Genomic DNA, 19,755 nt, shown 5'->3' on the forward strand with positions numbered 1-19,755 from the left:
TCTCGGAGATCACGGCGTGAGGCGGGCACTCACGGTGTGAGGGCCCGGGCTCCGTGCGACGTCACCCCTCGGGGCCGAGCAGCTGGTCGGCGTCGAAGCAGGTGTGATCGCCGGTGTGGCAGGCGGCGCCGGACTGGTCGACCATCACCAGGACGGTGTCGCCGTCGCAGTCGAGGCGCACCTCGACGACCTTCTGCACGTGGCCCGACGTCGCACCCTTGATCCAGAGCTCGTTGCGCGAGCGTGACCAGTAGGTGCCCTCGCGGGTCGCGAGCGTGCGCGCCAGGGCCTCGTCGCTCATCCACGCGACCATGAGGATCTCGCGGGTGTCGTGCTGCTGGGCCACCGCGCAGACGAGGCCCTCGGGGGTGCGCTTGAGACGGGCGGCGACGGCGGGGTCGAGCGTCCACGTCTCGCTCATCGGACCTCCACCCCCTCCTCGCGCAGGGAGTCCTTGACCTCACCGATCCGCATGATCCCGAAGTGGAACACGCTCGCCGCGAGCACCGCGTCGGCCCCCGCCGCCACGGCCGGCCCGAAGTGCTCGACGGCGCCCGCTCCCCCGCTGGCGATCACCGGCACGTCGACCAGGGCGCGCACCCTGCTGATCATCTCGAGGTCGAAGCCGGCCTTCGTGCCGTCGGCGTCCATGGAGTTCAGGAGGATCTCGCCGACACCCAGCTCCTGGCCGCGCTGCGCCCACTCCAGGGCGTCGATGCCGGTGCCGCGGCGCCCGCCGTGCGTGGTGACCTCGAAGCCCGACGGCGTCGGCTGCCCGTCCGCGGGCACGCGCCGGGCGTCGACCGACAGGACGATGCACTGCGAGCCGTAGCGACGGCTGGCCTCGCCCAGGAACTCCGGGCGGGAGATGGCGGCGGTGTTGATGCCGACCTTGTCGGCGCCGGCGCGCAGGAGCTTGTCGATGTCCTCGTTCGTCCGCACGCCGCCGCCGACCGTGAGCGGGATGAAGACCTGCTCGGCGGTGCGCCGCACGACGTCGTAGGTGGTCTCGCGCTCCCCCGAGGAGGCGCTGACGTCGAGGAAGGTGAGCTCGTCGGCACCCTCGGCGTCGTAGAGCCGGGCCATCTCGACGGGGTCCCCCGCGTCGCGCAGGTCGACGAAGTTGACGCCCTTGACCACCCTGCCCGCGTCGACGTCCAGGCAGGGGATCACGCGGACGGCGACACCCATACCGTCCAGCCTAACCGCGTCCCCCGTGAGTGATCTTCCCGGCTATGACCGGGAACTTCGCTCACGTACGGGTCGTCGCCAGCGCCTCGGCGAGGGTGAAGTTGCCGGCGTAGAGGGCCTTGCCCACGATCGCGCCCTCGACACCCTGGTCCGCGAGGGCGTTGAGGGTCCGCAGGTCGTCGAGGGACGACACCCCGCCCGACGCCACGACCGGGCGGTCGGTGCGCGCGCACACCGCCTCGAGCAGCTCGGTGTTCGGCCCCGTGAGCGTCCCGTCGCGGCCCACGTCGGTGACGACGTAGCGCGCGCAGCCCTCGGCGTCGAGGCGGGCGAGCACGCTCCAGAGGTCGCCGCCGTCGGACACCCAGCCGCGCGCCGCCAGCCGGTGGCGCCCCTCGGCGATCTTGACGTCGAGCCCCACGGCCACCCGGTCGCCGAACTCCGCGATCGCCGAGGCGCACCAGGCGGGGTCCTCGAGCGCCGCGGTCCCGATGTTGACCCGGCGGCAGCCGGTGTCGAGCGCCCGGCGCAGCGAGGCGTCGTCCCGGATGCCGCCGGACAGCTCGACCTTGATGTCGATCTTCTCGACCACCGAGGCGAGCAGCTCCGCGTTGGACCCGCGCCCGAAGGCGGCGTCGAGGTCGACGAGGTGCAGCCACTCCGCGCCGTCGGCGGCCCAGGCCCGGGCCGCGTCGAGAGGGTCGCCGTAGCCGGTCTCGGTGCCGGCGACGCCCTGGACGAGGCGGACGGCCTGTCCGTCGACGACGTCCACGGCGGGCAGCAGGTCGATGGTCACGGCGCGCGATCGTAGCCAGCGGGGTTCTCCGACCCGAGCAGAGCCGCCTTCCGGCGCTCCAGCAGCTCGCGTTCGGCAACGGTGCGGACGAGATCGAGGGCGCGCTCGAGCTCCGCGACGGCCTCGTCGACGCGGCCGAGTGTCGTGAGCATGTCGGCGCGCACGGCCGGCAGCAGGTGGTAGCGCGCGAGCGTCGGCTCCCTGCTCAGGGGCTCGAGCACGGCGAGCCCGGCCTCCGGGCCCTCGGCTCGGGCGACGGCCACGGCCCGGTTGAGCTCGATCACCGGGGACGGGGTGAGCGCCGCGAGCTCGGCGTAGAGGGCCGCGATCGCCGCCCAGTCGGTGTCGTCGGTGGACCGGGCGCGGGCGTGGCACGCCGCGATCGCCGCCTGCAGCACGTAGCGCCCGCGCCGCCCGTCCGCCTCGGCGCGGGCCAGCGCGGCCAGACCGCGTCCGAGCAGCACGCGGTCCCAGCGCGCGCGGTCCTGGTCGCCCAGCAGCACCGGCTCCCCCGACGGCCCGACGCGCGCCCGCAGGCGCGAGGCCTGCAGCTCCATGAGCGCCACGAGCCCGTGCACCTCGGACTCCTCGGGAGCCAGGGCGGCGAGGACGCGGCCGAGGCGCATCGCCTCGACGCACAGGGACGGGCGCGTCCAGTCCACGCCGGTGGTCGCGGCGTAGCCCTCGTTGAACACGAGGTAGATCACCTCGAGCACCGCCCCCAGCCGGGCGGCGAGCTCCTCGCCGACGGGCACGGCGAGGGCGTCGGGCCCCACGCCGGCGAGCCGCTTCTTCGCCCGCGAGATCCGCTGCCCGATCGTCGGCGACGGGACGAGGAACGCGTGGGCGATCTCGTCGGTGGTCAGGCCGCCGAACAGCCGCAGGGTGAGCGCGACCCGGGACTCGCGGGCGACCGCCGGGTGGCAGGTGGCGAAGAGCAGCGCGAGGACGTCGTCGCCCACCGCCGCCGCCCCGTCCCCGACCGCTGCGTCCGCCGCCGGGGCGACGCCCGGCTCGTCCAGGAGCTCGGTCTTGCGCGCGAGGTTCTGCTCCCGGCGGATCACGTCGATCGCCCGGCGCCGCGCGGTCGCCGCGAGCCACGCGCCGGGGTTGTCGGGGACCCCGTCGCGCGGCCACTGCTCCATGGCCGCGACGAGCGCGTCGTGGGCGAGCTCCTCGGCGAGGCCGACGTCGCGCACGACCCGCGCGACGCCGGCCACGATCCGGGCGGACTCCATGCGCCACACGGTCTCGAGGACGGCATAGGGGTCCGTGGCGGTCGTCGTCGTCATCAGCTCCCGTGCTGCTGGGCCTGCCGCGCCCGCAGCTCCTCCTCGGCGTCGAGCACCTCCTGCGGCGCGAGGCCCTCGAAGTCCTCGGCCTCGGTCACGCGGCGCACCTCGAGGCGCTCCCCGTCCCGGAACGGCGCGCGCTTGGCCCAGGACAGGGCCTCCTGGAGCGAGTCGACCTTGAGGATCCAGAACCCGCCGACCAGCTCCTTGGCCTCGGTGAACGGGCCGTCGCTGACGGTCGGCTCCTCGCCGTCGAACGTGACCGCAGCACCCTGCGAGCTGGGGGCGAGGCCCTCGCCGGCGAGCAGCACGCCGGCGTCGACCATCGCGGTGTTGAACCGGCCCATCTCCTCGAACAACGCGGGGTCCGGCGGCGTGTCCTTCTGGGCGTTCTCGTCGTACTTGAGCAGCAGCATGAAGCGCATCGGGATCTCCTGGTGTCGTTCTCGGGCGGGGGGTCAGACCTGCTCGCGCTCGGCCTCGTGGTCCGCGAGGCGCCGGCGCAGGGTGGCCTCGGCGTCCAGCACCTCGGCCGGGGCGACGTCCTCGAGGTCGCTCATCTCGGCGATCCGACGGACCTGGAGCGTCACGCCGGGACCGATCGGACAGCGCCCCGCCCACTGCACGGCCTCCTCGCGGGACGCGACCTCGAGCATCCAGAACCCCGCGACGAGCTCCTTGGCCTCGGTGAAGGGGCCGTCGGTGACGCTCGGGCCCTCGCCGTCATGGGTCACGAGGAACCCGTCGGAGCTCGGCGCCAGCCCCTCGGCGGCCAGCAGGACGCCGGCCTCGACGAGGTCGTGGTTGAACCGGCCCATCGCCTCGAAGACCTCCTCGGGCGGCGGGGCGTCCGGGCCGCCCAGCGCCATCGACTCGGGGGCCTCCATGATCAGCATGTAGCGCATCCGTCGCTCCTCGCGGCTCGTCGACAGGGCACTCTGCCCCGCCGCTCACCCACGCGTCGAACGGCCTCGCAGGTCTTCGACACGATCCTCGGGGAATTACCGGCGAAGTGCGCCGAGCCAGTTGGTCAGCAGCTCCGCGCCCGCGTCGCCCGACTTCTCGGGGTGGAACTGGGTGGCCGACAGGGGCCCGTTCTCGACGGCGGCGACGAAGTCCTCCCCGTGGTGCGCCCAGGTGACCCGCGCAGGCCGGAAGTGCTCCGGTGCCTCCTGCTCCCAGCGGCGCACCCCGAAGGAGTGGACGAAGTAGAAGCGGGTCGCCGGGTCCATGCCGGCGAAGAGCACGCTGTCCTCCGGCGCCGACACCGTGTTCCACCCCATGTGGGGCAGCACGTCGGCCTGCAGCTTCTCGACGGTCCCGGGCCACTGCCCCGCGCCCCGGGCCTCCTCGCCGAACTCGACCCCGCGCTCGAAGAGCACCTGCATGCCCACACAGATGCCGAGGACGGGGCGCCCGCCCGCGAGGCGCTGCTCGATGAGGCGCTCACCGGAGACCGAGCGCAGGCCCGCCGCGCAGGACGCGAACGCGCCCACGCCGGGCACGACGAGCCCGTCGGCGGCGAGGGCCGCGCGGTGGTCGGCGGTGACCTCGACGTCGGCGCCGACCCGCTGCAGGGCCCGCTCGGCCGACCGCAGGTTGCCCGAGCCGTAGTCAAGGACGACGACGCGCGGGGACCGGGTGCGGGCGGGGTTCTGCGTGGTCGACGGGGACGAGGTGGTCACGACTCCAGGCTACCGAGGCACCTGGAGCACGAGCAGGCGTCCCGGGCCGTCCGGGTCGGGCCCGTCGGCGCCCGCGACGGGGCTCGCGTACCCCTGCTCGGCGAGCCCGGCGACCTGGGCGTCGTACCCGGCGTCGTTCCAGGTGTCCTCGGGGATCGCGGCCACCACGTACCCGCCGGCGACGACGGCCCGCGCGAAACCGGTGAGGGCGCCCGGTCCGAGGTGGCCCGGGACGAGGGCGCCGACGCACGTGACGACCCCGAACTTGGCGCGGGCGCCCGGCACGCCGCGACGCAGGTCGGCGGGGCCGAGGTCGTGGTAGACCCGCCGGCGCCGGGCCTGGCGGATCATGCCCCGGGACAGGTCGAGGCCGTCGACCGAGCCGAACCCGCGGGCGGCGAGCGCGACGCCGACCAGCCCCGTCCCGCACCCGGCGTCGAGGACGTCGGCGCGCGGGTCGACGAGCTCGGCGACCCGGGCGGCGACGCGCTCGGGCCCGGCGTGTCCGAGGAGAGCCGCGACCTCCTCGCCGTCGTAGGTCGGCGCCCACTCGTCGTAGAGGCGCCGGACCTCCTCGACCTCGCCCGCCGCGAGGAGGGCCGCGAGCCGATCCTCGACGTCGGTGGCCACCTCAGGCGCCGGGCACGAGACGCAGCACCGCGGCACCGAGCGCCAGCACCGCGAGCACGGCGCACACGACCGCGCCGAACTTGTTGCGCGACCAGAAGCTGACCACGCCGCCGACGAGGAACCCGGCGAGCGCCAGCAGCCCGACGATTAGGAGATCACTGGAGTTCACGACTCCAGGACGCCCTTGGTCGACGCGGGGCCCTCGAGACGCGGGTCGGGCTCGGTCGCGGCGCGCAGGGCGCGGGCGAGCGCCTTGTACTCGGCCTCGGTGATGTGGTGGGGGTCGCGCCCGCCGGTGACCCGCACGTGCAGGGCGATGCCGGCGTGGAAGGCGATCGACTCGAAGACGTGGCGGTTGAGCACCGTCGGGTAGTTGCCGCCCACGACGAACCCGGCCATGGACTCGGGCTCGCCGGTGTGCACGCAGTAGGGCCGGCCGGAGACGTCGACGACGGCCTGCGCGAGCGCCTCGTCCATCGGGATCCAGGCGTCGCCGAAGCGCCGGATGCCGGACTTGTCGCCGAGGGCCTGCTTGAGCGCCTGCCCGAGCACGATCGAGACGTCCTCGACGGTGTGGTGGGCGTCGATGTCGACGTCCCCGCTCGCCCGGACCACCAGGTCGAGCGCCCCGTGCTTGCCCAGCGCGTCGAGCATGTGGTCGAAGAAGGGCACGCCGGTGGCGACCTCCGTCCGACCCGTGCCGTCGAGATCGATCTCGACGAGCACGCTCGACTCCTTGGTCACCCGCTCCACGCGTCCCGTTCGCCCCACGTGTCCAGGCTACGCACCCGGGTCGGGAGCACGCTGCCACCCCGAACGGCCGATCGTGGTGGCCCCGTCTGTCACCTAGCGTTGACATGGTCGTGTGAGCAGGGGGATCGGATCACACGGGCGAGGAACGCGGACGCGCGCAGTTGCAGGGTGTGACAGGGGGAGATCACGTGACGCCGACGACCTGGCTGATCGTGCTCGCGGCCGTCGTCGTCGTGGTCTACGTCTGGTCGGTCTTCCGCTGGCCCCGCAAGCGGTGCCGGCGCTGCTACCTCGCCAGCGGCCGGGACTTCGCACCGTTCCCGTTGGGCCGGTTCGTCTATCGGCGGTGCCGGCGCTGCAACGGCTCGGGGTGGCACGTGCGGCCCATGCGCCGGATCCTCGGCGGCCCCCTCGACGACGGCGCCGGGGTCTACCAGGGCCCGTAGAGCGTTACCGGCGCATGACCCGGGCGTGGACCTTCCCGCTCTCGCCCGGGACCAGCGCCTCGACCCGGTGCTCCGCACCGTCGCCGCGGAACGACGCGGGCATCCAAGCGTGGAGCCCGTCGACACCGTCGCCGAACGGGGCGTCCGCCCGCTGGTCCGTCCCCGCGGCGAAGCCGTCGAGCGTGAGCGTGAACGCGTGGACACGCAGGCGGGCCGTGGCGTCCCCCCGAATTCGATGGTGGTTGCAGTTCACAATCGGTGAAGAGAAGGTCATCACTTCCGGTGGTAAGTTGCAACCAGTCTTCCGGGAGGTCGGATGCGACAGGACGGCCGATCGGGCTGCCCGATCAACAGGGCGGTCGAGGCGCTCGGCGACTCGTGGACGCTGCTCGTGCTGCGCGACATCGTCTTCGGCGGGCGGCGCCACTTCCGGGAGCTGCTCTCGAACTCCGAGGAGGGCATCGCCTCGAACATCCTGGCCGACCGGCTCCAGCGCCTGGTCGCCGACGGCATGCTCACCCGCGACGACCCCGGCCGCGGCCGGCGCGCGACCTACAGCCTCACCGAGTCCTCGATCGCGCTCGTGCCGGTGTTCGCCGCCCTGGGCTCCTGGGGCCGTCGCCACCGCGAGACCACCGAGGAGCTCGCCGTGCGCGCCGAGCTGCTCGAGGACGGCGGCCCGGCGATGTGGGAGGACTTCATGGCCGAGCTGCGCGTGACCCACCTGGGCGCGCCGGACCCGCCCCACCCCCGCGAGCCGGTGCTCGCCCGCCTGCGCGCCGCCCGCGACGCTGCCCGGGAGCGCGCGGCGGGCTGATCGCCGGGCACGAGAGGCACGTTGCGCATGATCGACGGGCCCGAGCGCCTGCCGAACGTGCCCCTCGGCGAGACCTCTCCAATTCGATCTCTCGACAGTGCCGCCAGTGCACGAACGCTGGGTGCACTCCCGAGAGATCGTTCTGGAGAGCCCCGACTCAGGCGCGCAGCACGTCCGCGCTGACCTCGAGGAACCGGTCGTTCTCCTCCGGCGTGCCCACCGTGACCCGCAGCATCCCCGGGATGCCGACATCGCGGACGAGGACGCCGGCGTCGAGGTAGGCCTGCCAGGCGGCGTGGGCGTCGCCGTGCCGGGACGGGAACCCGCCGTAGAGCAGGAAGTTCGCGGTGCTCGGCACGACCCTCGCGCCGAGGTCGGTGAGCGACGTCGCGATCCGGTCGCGCTCGCGGGACAGGGTGGCGACGAGCGCGAGGGTGTCGTCGGCGTGCTCCAGCGCCGCCAGCGCCGCGGCCTGGGTCAGGGCCGAGAGGTGGTAGGGCAGCCGGACGAGCATCAGCGCCTCGATCACCGCCGGGGCGGCCGCGAGGTAGCCCAGCCGGCCGCCGGCGAAGGCGAAGGCCTTGGACATCGTGCGGCTGACCACCAGCTTGTGGCCCAGGGGCTCGAGCAGCTCGACGGCCGAGGGACCGGACGAGAACTCGACGTACGCCTCGTCGACCACGACGAGCCCGGGGGCGGCCTCGGCGATCGCCCGCAGCTCGTCGAGCTCGACCGACTGTCCCGTCGGGTTGTTCGGCGTGGTCACGAAGAGCACGTCGGGCTGCTTCTCGGCAATCACGCCGACCGCCTGGTCCGCGTCGAGCGAGAAGTCGTCACGCCGGGGCGCGGGCACCCACTCGGTGCGCGTGCCGGCGGCGAGGATCGGGTGCATCGAGTACGACGGCTCGAAGCCCAGGGCCGTGCGCCCCGGCCCCCCGAAGGCCTGCAGGAGCTGCTGGAGCACCTCGTTGGAGCCGTTGGCCGCCCAGAGGTTCTCGGTGGTGAGCCGGACGCCCGTGGCGCGCGTGAGGTAGGCGGCCAGCGCCGCGCGCAGGGCCGTGTGGTCGCGGTCGGGGTAGCGGTTCAGGGCCGCGGCGGCCTCGCGGGTGGCGACGGCCACGCTCTCCACCAGGGCCGGGGGCGGCGGGAACGGGTTCTCGTTGGTGTTGAGGGCGACCGGGACCTCGAGCTGCGGCGCGCCGTAGGGGCTGCGTCCCCGCAGGTCGTCGCGCAGCGGCAGGGCGTCGAGGGTCACCCCGGCGCCGATCACGTCGGACATCTCAGCGGTCCTTCCGACGCCCGAAGCGCGCCGTGACGGCTTGGCCGTGCGCGGGCAGGTCCTCGGCGTCGGCGAGGGCCACGACGCGGTCGGCCACCTCGGCCAGCGCGTCGGCCGAGTAGTCGACGACGTGGATGCCGCGCAGGAACGTCTGCACCGACAGGCCGCTGGAGTGCCGGGCACAGCCACCGGTGGGGAGCACGTGGTTGGAGCCCGCGCAGTAGTCGCCGAGCGAGACCGGGCTGTGCGGCCCGACGAACACCGCGCCCGCGTTGCGCACCCGGGCGGCCACGTCGCGCGCGTCCGCGGTCTGGATCTCCAGGTGCTCGGCGGCATAGGCGTCCACCACCCGGAGCCCGTCCTCGACGTCGCCGACCAGGATCGTGCCCGACTGGGGACCACCGAGGGCCGTGGTGATCCGCTCGGTGTGCTTGGTGGTGGCCACCTGGGCGTCGAGCTCGGCGTCGACGGCGTCGGCGAGCGCGGGCGACGTCGTCACCAGTACCGACGCGGCGGCGGGGTCGTGCTCGGCCTGGCTGACGAGGTCGGCGGCGACGTGCACGGGGTCGGCGGTGGCGTCGGCGAGGATCGCGATCTCGGTGGTGCCGGCCTCGGAGTCGATGCCGATGCGCCCGCGCAGCACCCGCTTCGCCGCGGTGACGTAGATGTTGCCCGGGCCGGTGACCATGTCGACCGGCTCGAGCGGCGACCCGTCGGTGTCGACGCCGCCGTAGGCGAGCAGCGCGACGGCCTGCGCCCCGCCGACGGCCCACACCTCGTCCACGCCGAGCAGTGCGGCCGCGGCGAGGATCAGCGGGTGCGGGCGCCCGCCGAACTCGGCCTGCGGGGGCGAGCAGACGACGAGGCCCTCGACGCCCGCGGTCTGGGCCGGCACCACGTTCATCACGACGCTCGACGGGTAGACCGCGAGCCCGCCGGGCGCGTAGAGGCCGACGCGGGACACCGGCACCCACCGCTCGGTGACCGTGCCGTCGGGCACCACCTGCGTCGTGGTGTCGACGCGGCGCTGGTCGGCGTGGACCGCGCGCGCCCGCTCGATCGAGGTCTCGAGGGCGGCGCGGACCTCGGGGTCGGTGGCGTCGAGCGCCTCGCGCAGGGCGGCGTGGGGCACGCGGACCGACTCCGGGCGCACCCGGTCGAACTGCTCGGCGTACTCGAGGGCCGCCTCGGCGCCGCGGTCGCGCACCGCGTCGATCACCGGGCGGACCCGCTCGACGACGGCGTCGACGTCGACCGCCGCCCGCGGGAGCAGCGCCCGCAGCTCGGTGGGAGCGGGGACGGCGGCACGCAGGTCGATCCGGGACAGCACGGCTCCAGGGTAGGTGCCCGCGGCAGGTGAGCACCGTCGCGGGTGATGGCACGCGAGGGTGCTCACCGGCGCGCAGCGCACCTCGCGAACACGAACCAGCGCATCGCGGCGTACACGTACACCGCCTCGCACGCCCCGGCCGCGAGCCGGGCGAGCTGGTACGGCACGCCGGCGGCCGCCAGCCCGTGGGTCACGCCGAGCACGACCACCGCGTAGTTCACGGCGACGACCGCGACGTAGCGCCCGATCTGGGTGCCGACGGGACGCTCCGGCTCGAAGTTCAGCCACCGGTTGAGCACGAAGCCCAGGGCGAAGGCCGTGCCGTAGGCGAGGGTGACCCCCGCCCCCAGCGGGAGGCCGAGGCCGTCGACCAGCAGGGAGAGCAGCAGCAGGTCGACGGCGAAGGTGACCCCGTTGACGACGGCGAACCCGATCATGCTCGGCACGACGACCGCCCGCAGGCGCCGCGGCAGGACGGCGACGACGGCCGCGCAGGCGCTGCGGAAGCGCGTCCGGGCGTCCGCCTCCGTCACCCGGCCATCCCACCGGGCGGCCGGTCCCCTCCGCGGAGGACCGGCGGACGGGGTCGTGACCGTCAGATGAAGATCAGGCGCCGTTGCGCGTCACCGAGAACGACGAGGTCCGCAGGCCGGTGCCCCCGGTCCAGGGCCGAAGCCGGCCTGGACGCCGGTGAGGGACCAGCTCGACCTCACGCCGCCGGCCCGGGCCGCCCAACTGCGGGCGCCCCGAAAGGATGTGATCCGAACGGGTGTGTTGCGGCCGGGGCGACGGGCCACACTGTGCGGCGTGAGTGCGAAAGCCGAGATCGGCGTCAGCGGACTGGCCACCATGGGGCGCAACCTCGCCCGCAACCTCGCCCGTCACGGGCACGCCGTGGCTCTGCACAACCGGACCTACCAGAAGACGAAGGACCTGGTCGAACACTTCGCCGACGAGGGCACCTTCGTCGCCGCCGAGTCGGCGCAGGAGTTCGTCGACTCCCTCGAGCGCCCGCGCCGGATCGTGCTGATGGTGCCCGCGGGTGCCGCCACCGACGCCGTCATCGACGAGTTCACCCCGCTGCTCGAGCAGGGCGACGTCATCATCGACGCCGGCAACGCCCACTTCCTCGACACCCGCCGTCGCGAGAAGGCGCTGTCGGAGAAGGGCCTGAACTTCGTCGGCATGGGTGTCTCGGGCGGCGAGGAGGGCGCCCTCAACGGCCCGTCGATCATGCCGGGCGGCCCCAAGGAGGCCTACGACGCGCTGGGCCCGCTGCTCGAGGACATCGCGGCGAAGGTCGACGGCGAGCCCTGCTGCACCCACATCGGGGCCGACGGCGCGGGCCACTTCGTGAAGATGGTCCACAACGGCATCGAGTACGCCGACATGCAGCTCATCGCGGAGGCCTACGACCTCCTGCGCAAGGGGCTCGGGCTCGACCCCGCGGCGATCGCCGAGACGTTCCGGTCGTGGAACTCCGGGCGCCTCGACTCCTACCTCATGGAGATCACCTCCGAGGTGCTCTCGCACGTCGACGCCGACACCGGCAAGCCGTTCGTCGACGTCGTCGCCGACGAGGCCGAGCAGAAGGGCACCGGGCGCTGGACCGTCCAGGGCGCCCTGGAGCTCGGGGTTCCCGTCACGGGCATCGCCGAGGCCGTGTTCGCGCGCTCGCTCTCGGGGGCCCGCACCCTGCGCGACGCCGCCCGCGACCTGCCCGGTACGTCCGGGGCGGTGCTCGAGGGCGCGGCGGCCGAGGGCTTCGCCGACGACATCGAGCAGGCGCTCTACGCCTCGAAGATCGTCGCCTACGCCCAGGGCTTCAACCAGATCCAGGCCGGCGCCGCCGAGTACGACTGGTCGATCGACCTGGGCGCGGTCGCGTCGATCTGGCGCGGCGGCTGCATCATCCGGGCCCGCTTCCTCGACGAGATCACCGCCGCCTACCGGCGCGATCCGGCGTTGCCCACCCTGCTCACCGACACCTCGTTCCGCGAGGCGCTGGCCGGCGCGCAGGACTCCTGGCGGCGCGTGGTGGCCGTCGCGGCGCAGCTCGGCATCCCGGCGCCCGGGGTCTCGACCGCGCTGTCCTACTACGACGCGCTGCGGGCCGAGCGGCTGCCCGCGGCCCTCGTCCAGGGTCAGCGGGACTTCTTCGGAGCCCACACCTACCGGCGCACCGACCGCGAGGGCACGTTCCACACCCTCTGGGCCGAGGACGGACGGCCCCAGGAGCAGCGCTGACACCCACCGAGGAGCCGCCATGACGCCACCGGAGGAACACCCGACGACCGGGTTCATCCGCATCCTGGGCAATGTCGACGCCCTGTTCCTCGCCTTCGGCGCCATGATCGGCTTCGGCTGGGTGGTGCTGACCGGCGGCTGGATCAGCGACGCGGGCAGCCTCGGAGCGGTCCTGGCGTTCGTGGCCGGCGGGGTGATCATGTGCTTCGTCGGCCTGGTCTACGCCGAGCTCGTCGCGGCGATGCCGAAGGCGGGCGGTGAGCACCACTACCTCCTGCGCGCGCTCGGTCCCCGCCTGTCGGTCGTCGGATCGTGGGCGATCATCGGCGGGTACATCACCGTCGTCCTCTTCGAGGCCGTCGCGGTCCCCAACACGGCGCTCTACCTGTTCCCGGACCTGAACCGGATCCGGCTGTGGACCGTCGCGGGCTTCGACGTCCACCTCACGTGGGCGCTGGTCGGCGTCGTCGCGGCGGTCGTGCTGACCTGGATCAACATCCGCGGCATCCGGATGGCGAGCCTGGTGCAGACCTACGTGGTCGTCTTCCTGCTGCTGGTGGCCGCGCTCATGGTGGTCGGGGCGCTCGTCGGCGGAGAGGGGGCGTTCGCGGCGCCGCTCGTCACGGGCGGCCCGTCGGGCTTCCTCGCCGTCCTCGTCGTCGTGCCCTTCCTGTTCGTCGGCTTCGACGTGATCCCGCAGTCGAGCGAGGAGGTGGACGTCCCGCCCCGTCGGATCGGCGTCCTCGTCGTGACGTCGGTGGTCATGGCGACGCTGTTCTACGTGGTCGTCGTCGTCACCACCTCGGTGTCCATGCCGGTCGGCGACCTGGCCGGTACGCAGCTGGCCACCGGGGACGCTCTGAGCGCCATGCTGGGCCACCCGATCTGGGGGAAGATCGTCATCGCCGGCGGGCTGGCCGGAATCCTCACCTCGTGGAACGCCTTCCTCATCGGGGCGTCCCGCCTGATGTGGGCGATGGCGAGATCGGGGATGTTGCCGGCGTGGTTCGGCAGGCTGCACCCGAGGAACCGGACCCCGGTGAACGCCCTGCTGGTCATCGGCGGGCTGTCGGCCGTGGCGCCGTTCTTCGGCTCGCCGCTGCTGGACTGGGCGGTCGACTCCGGCTCGCCCTCGATCGTCATCACCTACTTCCTGGTCGCCGTCGCGTTCCTCGTGCTGCGTCGCCGCGAGCCCGGCATGCCCCGGCCGATGCGGGTGGGCGGGGCCGGACGGCTCCGGGGGACGGTCATCGGGGTCGCGGCGGCCGTGCTGACCCTCGGGCTGCTCGCGCTCTACCTGCCCGGCATGCCGGCATTCCTCGACTGGCAGCCGTGGGTCATCTTCGGGGCGTGGTGGCTCGTCGGCCTCGTCCTCGTGCTGCGGACCCCCCGGGGCGTGGGTACCGGGGAGGGCGCCGAGGAACGCTTGCTGGCCCGCCTCGCCGCCCGCGACGGCCCTCGCTGACCCGGCTCCCCGGTGCTCAGGCCTCGGGACGCTCGAACAGCTCGGTCGGCGCGCTCATCGCCTTCACCTTGCGACGGTGGCGTCGGTAGCGCTTGAACAGCATGAACGCGACCAGGGCGACGAGCAGGACCAGCACGACGACCTGGAACACACCGGAGTACCGCTCGACGAGGTACCACCGCGTGCCCAGGGCGTAGCCGCCGTAGACGAACACGGTGTTCCAGATGAGGCTCCCGAGGAGCGTCAGGACGCCGAACTCCCACCACGGCATGTGCCGGGCACCCGCCGGGAGCGACACGAGGCTCCGGATGCCCGGCACCATCCGACCGAGGAACACCGCCCACCGGCCGTGCCGGTCGAACCAGCCCTCGGCGCGGCGCACGTCCTCGAGGTGCACCATCGGGATCTTCGAGAGCGCCTGGCGCACCCGGTGCTCCGGGGCGAGCATGCCGATGAGGTAGAGCGCGATCGCGCCGACCACGGAGCCGCCGGTGGTCCAGGCGATCGCCGCGTACACCGAGAACTCGCCGCGTCCCGCGGCGAACCCCGCCAGCGGCAGGATGACCTCGCTGGGGATCGGCGGGAAGACGTTCTCCAGCGCGACGATGATCCCCGCGCCGGGCGCTCCGAAGGAGGCCATCAGCTCCTGCGCCCACCCGGCGAGTCCTCCCCCACCGGATGCGGGTGCTGCTGCGTGCATGATCGTCCAACGTCCGCCCACGAGCGTGGGGTTCCCGGTCAGGCTGTGATCAGGCCAGCCCCTGCTTGGAGCGGTTGCGGGCCTTGTGGCGCTCGTTCGAGTCCAGGATGACCTTCCGGATCCGCACCGCGCCGGGGGTGACCTCGACGCACTCGTCCTCGGAACAGAACTCCAGGGCCTGCTCGAGGGAGAGGATGCGCGGCGGGGTGAGGCGCTCGAGGACGTCCTGCGAGGACTGACGCATGTTGGTCAGCTTCTTCTCGCGGACGATGTTGACCTCCATGTCCTCGGACCGGGAGTTCTCGCCGATCACCATGCCGGCGTAGACCGTGGTGGTCGGGCCGACGAAGAGGTCGCCACGGTCGGCGAGCAGGCCGACGGCGTGGCCGGTGACCGCACCCGGGCGGTCGGCGATCAGCGAGCCGGAGATGCGGGCGCGCAGCTCGCCGACCCAGGGGCCGTAGCCGTCGAAGAGCTGGTTCGCGATGCCCGTGCCCCGGGTCTCGGTGAGGAACTCGGTGCGGAAGCCGATGAGGCCCCGCGACGGGACGCGGAACTCCATGCGGACGTTCTGCGACGACGCCGAGTGCTGCATCTCGAGCAGCTCGCCCTTGCGGGCCGCGAGCAGCTGGGTGACCGCGCCGAGGTGCTCGTCGGGCACGTCGACCGAGAGGCGCTCGAACGGCTCGTGGACCTTGCCGTCGACCTCCTTGGTGACGACCTCGGGCTTGCCGACGGTGAGCTCGAAGCCCTCGCGGCGCATCTGCTCGACGAGGATGGCGAGGGCCAGCTCGCCGCGGCCCTGCACCTCCCAGGTGTCGGGGCGCTCGGTGGGCAGCACGCGCATCGACACGTTGCCGACGAGCTCGGAGTCGAGCCGGTTCTTCACCAGGCGCGCGGTGAGCTTCGAGCCGGGCTTGGGGTCCCGCCCGGCCATCGGCGAGGTGTTGGTGCCGATGGTCATCGCGATCGCCGGCTCGTCGACGGTGATGCGCGGCAGCGGGTGCGGGTCGTCCGGGTCGGCGAGGGTGTCGCCGATGGTGACCTCGGAGATCCCGGCCACCGCGACGATGTCGCCGGCGTCGGCGTACTCGGCCGAGACCCGCTCGAGGCCCTCGGTGCGCAGCAGCTCGGTGACCTTCACGCGGGTGACGGTGCCGTTCTCGCGGCACCAGCCGACCTGCTGGCCGCGGCGGATGCGCCCGGAGCGCACGCGGCAGAGCGCGATGCGGCCGAGGTAGGCCGAGGCGTCGAGGTTGGTGACGTGGGCCTGCAGCACACCGTTCGGGTCGTCGGCCGGGGCCGGCACCTCGGTCATCAGCGTGTCGAACAGCGGCTGGAGGTCCGGGGAGTCCGGGACCTCGCCGTCGGCGGGCCGCTCGGTCGAGGCCTTGCCGGCGCGGGCGCTGGCGTAGATCACCGGCAGGTCGAGCAGGTGCGCGACGACGTCGTCGTCGAGGTCGAGGTCGGTGGCCAGCTCGAGCAGCAGCTCGAGGGACTCGTCGACGACCTCGGCGCAGCGCGCGTCGGCGCGGTCGGTCTTGTTGACGACCAGGATCACCGGCAGGTGCGCCGAGAGCGCCTTGCGCAGGACGAAGCGGGTCTGGGGCAGCGGGCCCTCGCTGGCGTCGACGAGGAGCACCACGCCGTCCACCATCGACAGGCCGCGCTCGACCTCGCCACCGAAGTCGGCGTGGCCGGGGGTGTCGATGACGTTGATCGTCACGCCGTCCCGGTGGATCGCCGTGTTCTTCGCGAGGATCGTGATGCCCTTCTCGCGCTCGAGGTCGCCAGAGTCCATGACCCGGTCGACCAGCTCGGCGCGCGCGGCGAACGCCCCGGACTGACGCAGCATGGCGTCCACCAGGGTCGTCTTGCCGTGGTCGACGTGCGCGACGATCGCGACGTTGCGCAGGTCGGCGCGTCCCGAAGTGGACTCGGAACGCTCGGGGGCGGTGACGGACACGCGAGGGACTCCAGCCGGAGAAGACAGTTCGACCTCTCCAGGTTACGGCCCGTGATCTCGACCACCGGCGGCGACCGGGGTGTCCCCGGACACGTCGGCCGCGAGGACCTCCCCGATCCGGGGTGCGAGCTTCGCCAGATTGTCACCCCAGACGGCGTGCACGACCCCCGATCGGGCCCGGTGGACCCCGTCGCCGAGGCCCCGTCCGGACACGCAGCGCAGCTCCGCGACCGGCCTCGGGTCGAGGCGGGGCAGGTGCCGGCGGACGTGGTCGACGACCGCCTCCCGGGACCGGCGGGCGACCTCGTCGGCGCCCAGCTCCCACGCCGTGTCCTCGTCGGGCAGGTGCCCGCCGACGGCCCAGTGCCCCGAGCTCGTCCGGTGCTGATACGTGCTCGCGAGCGGCCCGTCAGGGCGTCCGTCGAGGTGGCAGGGCCCGTCGGCGGGGCCGTCGAACGCGAACCGGGCGTGGTGCTCGAGCGCGTCAGGCACGTCGATGCCCAGCGGCGCCGCCAGGGCGGGCGTCCCGATTCCCGCGGCGACGACGACGGCGTCCGCGGCGTCGCTGCCCCCGTCCGCGTACCGGACGGTGCCGTCGGCCGTCACGGCCTCGACGGCCCGGCGCTCCGGGCCGACGGCCTCGCGCAGGAACGCCCCGGCCCCGGCCAGGTCGAGCACCCCACCCGCGGCGTCGTGCAGGACGCCGCGCACGACCCGGTGGACCGCGCCGGCCTCGGCCATCGCCGCCGCCCACGCGGGCACCCGCGGCCCGCTGACCATCGTGCCGCCGGCGCCGAGGAACGTGCGGCCTGCCCGGAACGACCACTCGTCCCACAGCTCCGCGGCGCGCCGGGCCTCGGCGACCAGCGCGGCGTCGCCGTGGGCGGTGCGGAAGATGCGGGTGTCCCCCGCCGACCGCCCGGACATCGGCTCGCCCGCGTCGACACACCGCACCGTCGCGCCCGTGCCGCGCAGCGCGTACGCCGCCGACAGCCCGACGATCCCGGCGCCGACCACCACGACCCGCATGTGCACCCCTCCCGACCCCGAGTCGGGCTCAGGGTGCACCCCGATGCGCCGGGCCGCAGCGGCGCGCAGCATCGAGCTCATGAGGATCGTGGTGTGGGTTCTGGTGGGTGTCGGTGCGCTGGTGCTGCTCGGCGGGGTGGTCCTGCCGATCGTGCAGTGGCTGCTCGGGACGCTGGTGTGGCTGATCCCGGCGGCGCTGGTCGTCGGCGGCGGGGTCTGGCTCGTGAAGCGGTCGAGGGACCGCAAGGGGGTGGGCGCGCCGGGGCGGCCGCAACAGATCCGCTGAGGTCAGCCCTTCTGGGCCCGCGGCGACCGGGGTGAGAAGACGCCCTCGACGGCGAAGGCCGGCAGGACGGCCTTCGAGAGCGGGCGGGAGACCTCGGCGAGGCGCGCCATGCCCTCGGCGCCCAGGTGGCGCCAGGGCGCCAGGGACATCCGGGTGGTGTGCTCCTCGATCTCCCGGCGCAGCGCGGCACCGTCCTCGGTGAGCGCGCCGTCGCCGTCGAGCAGACCGCGCTCGACGAGCCCGGCGGAGGCGTCGCTCCACTGCTCGGGCGACCACCCGCGGCTCTGCTGGGCGAAGCCGACGGTGAAGCCCGTACCGGTGGCGACGTGGGTGATCAGCGCCTCGATGCCCGAGAGGCCGGCGGAGAGCAGCGCGTGCAGGTGGGCGTCGCCGCGGTGCTCGCGCAGCAGCGTCACCGCGTGCCAGAGCATGAGGTGCGGCTCCTCGGGCCAGGGCAGGTCGGCGTGGGCGGCGTAGAGCGGGCGGTCCTCGCCGGTGGCGCCCTCGCAGGCCTTGCGGGCGAGCTCGGCGGACTCGGTCACCGCGGCCGAGGACACCTGCTCGCCCAGCAGCCGCCGCAGCGAGGAGTCGGCGGCACGCAGCCGGGCGTTGACGACGTCGGCGGGGGCTACGGACGCCCAGACGCCCGGCACCGAGCGCGCGACCAGCGCCGGGTTGAAGTTGAAGAACGTGGCCGCCACGACGCCGGGCCCGACCGCGCCCATCGGGGCGGCACGTTGGGCGAAGTACTGGGCGCGCGGCTTCGTGATCCCCAGCGGCGCGAGCTCCTCGCCGACCTCCGGGACGAAGTAGATCTGCGAGTGCAGGGGCTCGAGCCGGCCCGTGAGGGCGGCGGCGTCGGCGGGGACGACGGTGTCGGTCGGTGCAGCCACGGCGATCACCGTCTCACGCGTAGCCCGCCCGCGCGCCCGGCACACTGGGAGCCATGGCGTCCTGGCCCCCGCGGGCCCCGCTCGGCGGGCTGGCCCCGCGCCGGCGTGCCTTCGTGCTCGCGCTGCTCGGTGTCGGCGCCGTGCTCCTGGTGCTGATCGGGATCGCGGTGGCCCGCGAGTACCGGGTGCCGCCGCCCGCCGACCCCGCGGTGCCCGGCGCCGTGGTGCTCGTGCCCGGCTACGGCGGCAACCGCGCGGCGTTCATCGCGCTCACCGAGCGCCTGCGCGCCGAGGGCCGCCGCTCGGTGATCGTCGAGCTGCCGTCCGGCGGCACCGGGGACCTCGTGACCCAGGCCGCCACGATCGACGACACCGTCCGCGGGCTGCTCGACGAGGGCGCGCCGTCGGTCGACGTCGTCGGCTACTCCGCCGGCGGGGTCGCCACCCGCGTCTACCTCGACCGCGGGCGGACCGCGCCGGCCGTGCGCCGCGTCGTCACCCTCGGCTCGCCGCTGCAGGGCGCCGAGCTCGCCGCTGCGGGAGGCGCGCTTGTCCCCGGGGCCTGCCCGCGTGCGTGCCAGCAGCTCGCGCCCGGCAGCGCGCTGCTCACCGGCCTCGCGACCGCGCCGGCCGGGGTGCCCTGGCTGTCGCTGTGGACCGCCGACGACGAGACCGTCACCCCGCCCGACTCCGCCGAGCTCCCCGGCACCGACGCCGTGCGCCTCCAGGACGTCTGCTCCGACGCGACCATCCCGCACTCGCGCCTGCCGGTGGACCCCCTGGCGGTCGGGCTCGTCCTGCGGGGCCTGGGCACCGGTCCCCTGCCCACCGCCGACCCGGACGCCTGCGACGCCCTGCGCGACGAGGGCCGGAGCTGACCCCGTCGCTCGTGATCGACGGAAGAATACGGACGCTCGGTGTCAGCGGCGCCACGCCGCTGACACTCGGAC

At 74.0% G+C, this 19,755-nt stretch carries 24 protein-coding genes; 6 read left to right on the forward strand and 18 right to left on the reverse strand.

The genetic code is table 11. The features are described from left to right. Positions 1–61 precede the first annotated feature (61 nt). From hisI to hisB, 10 genes are all read right to left on the reverse strand, one after another. Positions 62–421 (reverse strand): phosphoribosyl-AMP cyclohydrolase, encoded by a 360-nt coding sequence (gene hisI / locus OG774_RS06315; protein WP_328307706.1) that lies wholly within the window; start codon positions 419–421, stop codon positions 62–64. Next, positions 418–1,191 (reverse strand): imidazole glycerol phosphate synthase subunit HisF, encoded by a 774-nt coding sequence (gene hisF, locus OG774_RS06320; protein ID WP_328307708.1) that lies wholly within the window; start codon positions 1,189–1,191, stop codon positions 418–420. Before hisF ends, hisI begins: the two co-directional genes overlap by 4 nt. A 61-nt stretch (positions 1,192–1,252) precedes the next feature. Next, the gene (gene priA, locus OG774_RS06325; RefSeq protein ID WP_328307710.1) at positions 1,253–1,987 is read right to left on the reverse strand and encodes a bifunctional 1-(5-phosphoribosyl)-5-((5-phosphoribosylamino)methylideneamino)imidazole-4-carboxamide isomerase/phosphoribosylanthranilate isomerase PriA; all 735 of its coding nucleotides are present in this window, start codon (positions 1,985–1,987) and stop codon (positions 1,253–1,255) included. Further along, positions 1,984–3,279, reverse strand: coding sequence for an RNA polymerase sigma factor (locus OG774_RS06330; protein WP_328307712.1), 1,296 nt, complete (start codon positions 3,277–3,279; stop codon positions 1,984–1,986). The genes priA and OG774_RS06330 overlap by 4 nt, the downstream gene beginning before the upstream one ends. Continuing rightward, a complete protein-coding gene (locus OG774_RS06335) occupies positions 3,279–3,704 on the reverse strand; it encodes a YciI family protein (RefSeq protein ID WP_328307714.1) in 426 nt (141 codons plus the stop codon). Before OG774_RS06335 ends, OG774_RS06330 begins: the two co-directional genes overlap by 1 nt. A 33-nt stretch (positions 3,705–3,737) precedes the next feature. Beyond that, positions 3,738–4,184: a YciI family protein gene (locus tag OG774_RS06340; protein WP_328307715.1), complete on the reverse strand. Its 447-nt coding sequence runs from the start codon at positions 4,182–4,184 to the stop codon at positions 3,738–3,740. A gap of 96 nt (positions 4,185–4,280) precedes the next feature. Further along, positions 4,281–4,964 carry an imidazole glycerol phosphate synthase subunit HisH gene (hisH, locus tag OG774_RS06345; RefSeq protein ID WP_328307717.1) on the reverse strand — a complete coding sequence of 228 codons (684 nt, stop codon included), beginning with the start codon at positions 4,962–4,964 and terminating at the stop codon, positions 4,281–4,283. Positions 4,965–4,973: 9 nt separating this feature from the next. After that, positions 4,974–5,594, reverse strand: a complete 621-nt coding sequence (locus OG774_RS06350; RefSeq protein ID WP_274195039.1) for a class I SAM-dependent DNA methyltransferase — start codon at positions 5,592–5,594, stop codon at positions 4,974–4,976. A 1-nt stretch (position 5,595) separates the two neighbouring features. Next, positions 5,596–5,763 carry a hypothetical protein gene (locus OG774_RS06355; protein ID WP_328307720.1) on the reverse strand — a complete coding sequence of 56 codons (168 nt, stop codon included), beginning with the start codon at positions 5,761–5,763 and terminating at the stop codon, positions 5,596–5,598. After that, on the reverse strand, positions 5,760–6,365 hold the full coding sequence (hisB, locus tag OG774_RS06360; protein ID WP_328307723.1) for an imidazoleglycerol-phosphate dehydratase HisB: 606 nt from the start codon (positions 6,363–6,365) through the stop codon (positions 5,760–5,762). Before hisB ends, OG774_RS06355 begins: the two co-directional genes overlap by 4 nt. Before the next feature lie 170 nt (positions 6,366–6,535). On the opposite strand from hisB, the gene OG774_RS06365 reads away from it, so the two are divergent. Continuing rightward, entirely contained in the window at positions 6,536–6,793 is a 258-nt protein-coding gene (locus tag OG774_RS06365) for a hypothetical protein (RefSeq protein ID WP_328307725.1), read from the forward strand. A gap of 4 nt (positions 6,794–6,797) precedes the next feature. Here the strand turns inward: OG774_RS06365 and OG774_RS06370 are convergent, their stop codons facing one another. Next, the gene (locus OG774_RS06370; protein ID WP_328307727.1) at positions 6,798–7,067 is read right to left on the reverse strand and encodes a hypothetical protein; all 270 of its coding nucleotides are present in this window, start codon (positions 7,065–7,067) and stop codon (positions 6,798–6,800) included. A 42-nt stretch (positions 7,068–7,109) separates the two neighbouring features. Between OG774_RS06370 and OG774_RS06375 the strand changes: the two genes are divergently transcribed. Continuing rightward, positions 7,110–7,610 (forward strand): winged helix-turn-helix transcriptional regulator, encoded by a 501-nt coding sequence (locus tag OG774_RS06375; protein ID WP_328307729.1) that lies wholly within the window; start codon positions 7,110–7,112, stop codon positions 7,608–7,610. Positions 7,611–7,767: 157 nt separating this feature from the next. On the opposite strand, the gene OG774_RS06380 is transcribed toward OG774_RS06375, so the two are convergent. The 3 genes from OG774_RS06380 to OG774_RS06390 all read right to left on the reverse strand — a co-directional run bounded on the left by OG774_RS06380 (position 7,768) and on the right by OG774_RS06390 (position 10,752). Next, positions 7,768–8,889: a histidinol-phosphate transaminase gene (locus tag OG774_RS06380; RefSeq protein WP_328307731.1), complete on the reverse strand. Its 1,122-nt coding sequence runs from the start codon at positions 8,887–8,889 to the stop codon at positions 7,768–7,770. Position 8,890: 1 nt separating this feature from the next. Then, positions 8,891–10,219: a histidinol dehydrogenase gene (gene hisD, locus OG774_RS06385; protein WP_328307732.1), complete on the reverse strand. Its 1,329-nt coding sequence runs from the start codon at positions 10,217–10,219 to the stop codon at positions 8,891–8,893. A gap of 62 nt (positions 10,220–10,281) precedes the next feature. Next, positions 10,282–10,752, reverse strand: a complete 471-nt coding sequence (locus OG774_RS06390; protein WP_328307734.1) for a GtrA family protein — start codon at positions 10,750–10,752, stop codon at positions 10,282–10,284. A gap of 274 nt (positions 10,753–11,026) precedes the next feature. Between OG774_RS06390 and gndA the strand changes: the two genes are divergently transcribed. Further along, positions 11,027–12,466: an NADP-dependent phosphogluconate dehydrogenase gene (gene gndA / locus OG774_RS06395; protein WP_328307736.1), complete on the forward strand. Its 1,440-nt coding sequence runs from the start codon at positions 11,027–11,029 to the stop codon at positions 12,464–12,466. Positions 12,467–12,485: 19 nt separating this feature from the next. After that, positions 12,486–13,931, forward strand: coding sequence for an APC family permease (locus OG774_RS06400; RefSeq protein WP_328307738.1), 1,446 nt, complete (start codon positions 12,486–12,488; stop codon positions 13,929–13,931). Positions 13,932–13,947: 16 nt separating this feature from the next. On the opposite strand, the gene OG774_RS06405 is transcribed toward OG774_RS06400, so the two are convergent. The 3 genes from OG774_RS06405 to OG774_RS06415 form a co-directional block, all read right to left on the reverse strand. Next, positions 13,948–14,571, reverse strand: coding sequence for a DedA family protein (locus OG774_RS06405; RefSeq protein ID WP_328307740.1), 624 nt, complete (start codon positions 14,569–14,571; stop codon positions 13,948–13,950). Between the two features lie 109 nt (positions 14,572–14,680). Next, positions 14,681–16,597: a translational GTPase TypA gene (gene typA, locus OG774_RS06410; protein ID WP_328307742.1), complete on the reverse strand. Its 1,917-nt coding sequence runs from the start codon at positions 16,595–16,597 to the stop codon at positions 14,681–14,683. Between the two features lie 42 nt (positions 16,598–16,639). Further along, positions 16,640–17,707: an FAD-dependent oxidoreductase gene (locus OG774_RS06415; RefSeq protein ID WP_328307744.1), complete on the reverse strand. Its 1,068-nt coding sequence runs from the start codon at positions 17,705–17,707 to the stop codon at positions 16,640–16,642. Between OG774_RS06415 and OG774_RS06420 the strand changes: the two genes are divergently transcribed. Beyond that, a complete protein-coding gene (locus tag OG774_RS06420) occupies positions 17,706–17,912 on the forward strand; it encodes a hypothetical protein (RefSeq protein WP_328307746.1) in 207 nt (68 codons plus the stop codon). The two genes, OG774_RS06415 and OG774_RS06420, sit on opposite strands and share 2 nt — an antisense overlap. A 2-nt stretch (positions 17,913–17,914) precedes the next feature. On the opposite strand, the gene OG774_RS06425 is transcribed toward OG774_RS06420, so the two are convergent. Continuing rightward, complete coding sequence (locus tag OG774_RS06425; protein ID WP_328307748.1) at positions 17,915–18,805, reverse strand: SCO6745 family protein; 891 nt, start codon at positions 18,803–18,805, stop codon at positions 17,915–17,917. Between the two features lie 53 nt (positions 18,806–18,858). Here OG774_RS06425 and OG774_RS06430 point away from each other — a divergent pair, with 53 nt between their 5' ends. Next, positions 18,859–19,683 carry an esterase/lipase family protein gene (locus OG774_RS06430; protein ID WP_328307750.1) on the forward strand — a complete coding sequence of 275 codons (825 nt, stop codon included), beginning with the start codon at positions 18,859–18,861 and terminating at the stop codon, positions 19,681–19,683. Positions 19,684–19,755 lie beyond the last annotated feature (72 nt).

Source organism: Actinomycetospora sp. NBC_00405, from assembly GCF_036044095.1.
In the GTDB taxonomy this organism is placed as follows: domain Bacteria; phylum Actinomycetota; class Actinomycetes; order Mycobacteriales; family Pseudonocardiaceae; genus Actinomycetospora; species Actinomycetospora callitridis.

Bases quoted from the DNA above. Each gene is read 5' to 3' on its own strand.
- OG774_RS06370 (WP_328307727.1), bottom strand. From the start codon at position 7,067: ATGACCTTCTCTTCACCGATTGTGAACTGCAACCACCATCGAATTCGG.
- OG774_RS06415 (WP_328307744.1), bottom strand. From the start codon at position 17,707: ATGAGCTCGATGCTGCGCGCCGCTGCGGCCCGGCGCATCGGGGTGCAC.
- OG774_RS06380 (WP_328307731.1), bottom strand. From the start codon at position 8,889: ATGTCCGACGTGATCGGCGCCGGGGTGACCCTCGACGCCCTGCCGCTG.
- OG774_RS06420 (WP_328307746.1), top strand. From the start codon at position 17,706: ATGAGGATCGTGGTGTGGGTTCTGGTGGGTGTCGGTGCGCTGGTGCTG.
- OG774_RS06335 (WP_328307714.1), bottom strand. From the start codon at position 3,704: ATGCGCTTCATGCTGCTGCTCAAGTACGACGAGAACGCCCAGAAGGAC.
- OG774_RS06405 (WP_328307740.1), bottom strand. From the start codon at position 14,571: ATGGCCTCCTTCGGAGCGCCCGGCGCGGGGATCATCGTCGCGCTGGAG.
- OG774_RS06430 (WP_328307750.1), top strand. From the start codon at position 18,859: ATGGCGTCCTGGCCCCCGCGGGCCCCGCTCGGCGGGCTGGCCCCGCGC.
- hisF (WP_328307708.1), bottom strand. From the start codon at position 1,191: ATGGGTGTCGCCGTCCGCGTGATCCCCTGCCTGGACGTCGACGCGGGC.
- OG774_RS06400 (WP_328307738.1), top strand. From the start codon at position 12,486: ATGACGCCACCGGAGGAACACCCGACGACCGGGTTCATCCGCATCCTG.
- OG774_RS06340 (WP_328307715.1), bottom strand. From the start codon at position 4,184: ATGCGCTACATGCTGATCATGGAGGCCCCCGAGTCGATGGCGCTGGGC.
- OG774_RS06330 (WP_328307712.1), bottom strand. From the start codon at position 3,279: ATGACGACGACGACCGCCACGGACCCCTATGCCGTCCTCGAGACCGTG.
- OG774_RS06375 (WP_328307729.1), top strand. From the start codon at position 7,110: ATGCGACAGGACGGCCGATCGGGCTGCCCGATCAACAGGGCGGTCGAG.
- hisI (WP_328307706.1), bottom strand. From the start codon at position 421: ATGAGCGAGACGTGGACGCTCGACCCCGCCGTCGCCGCCCGTCTCAAG.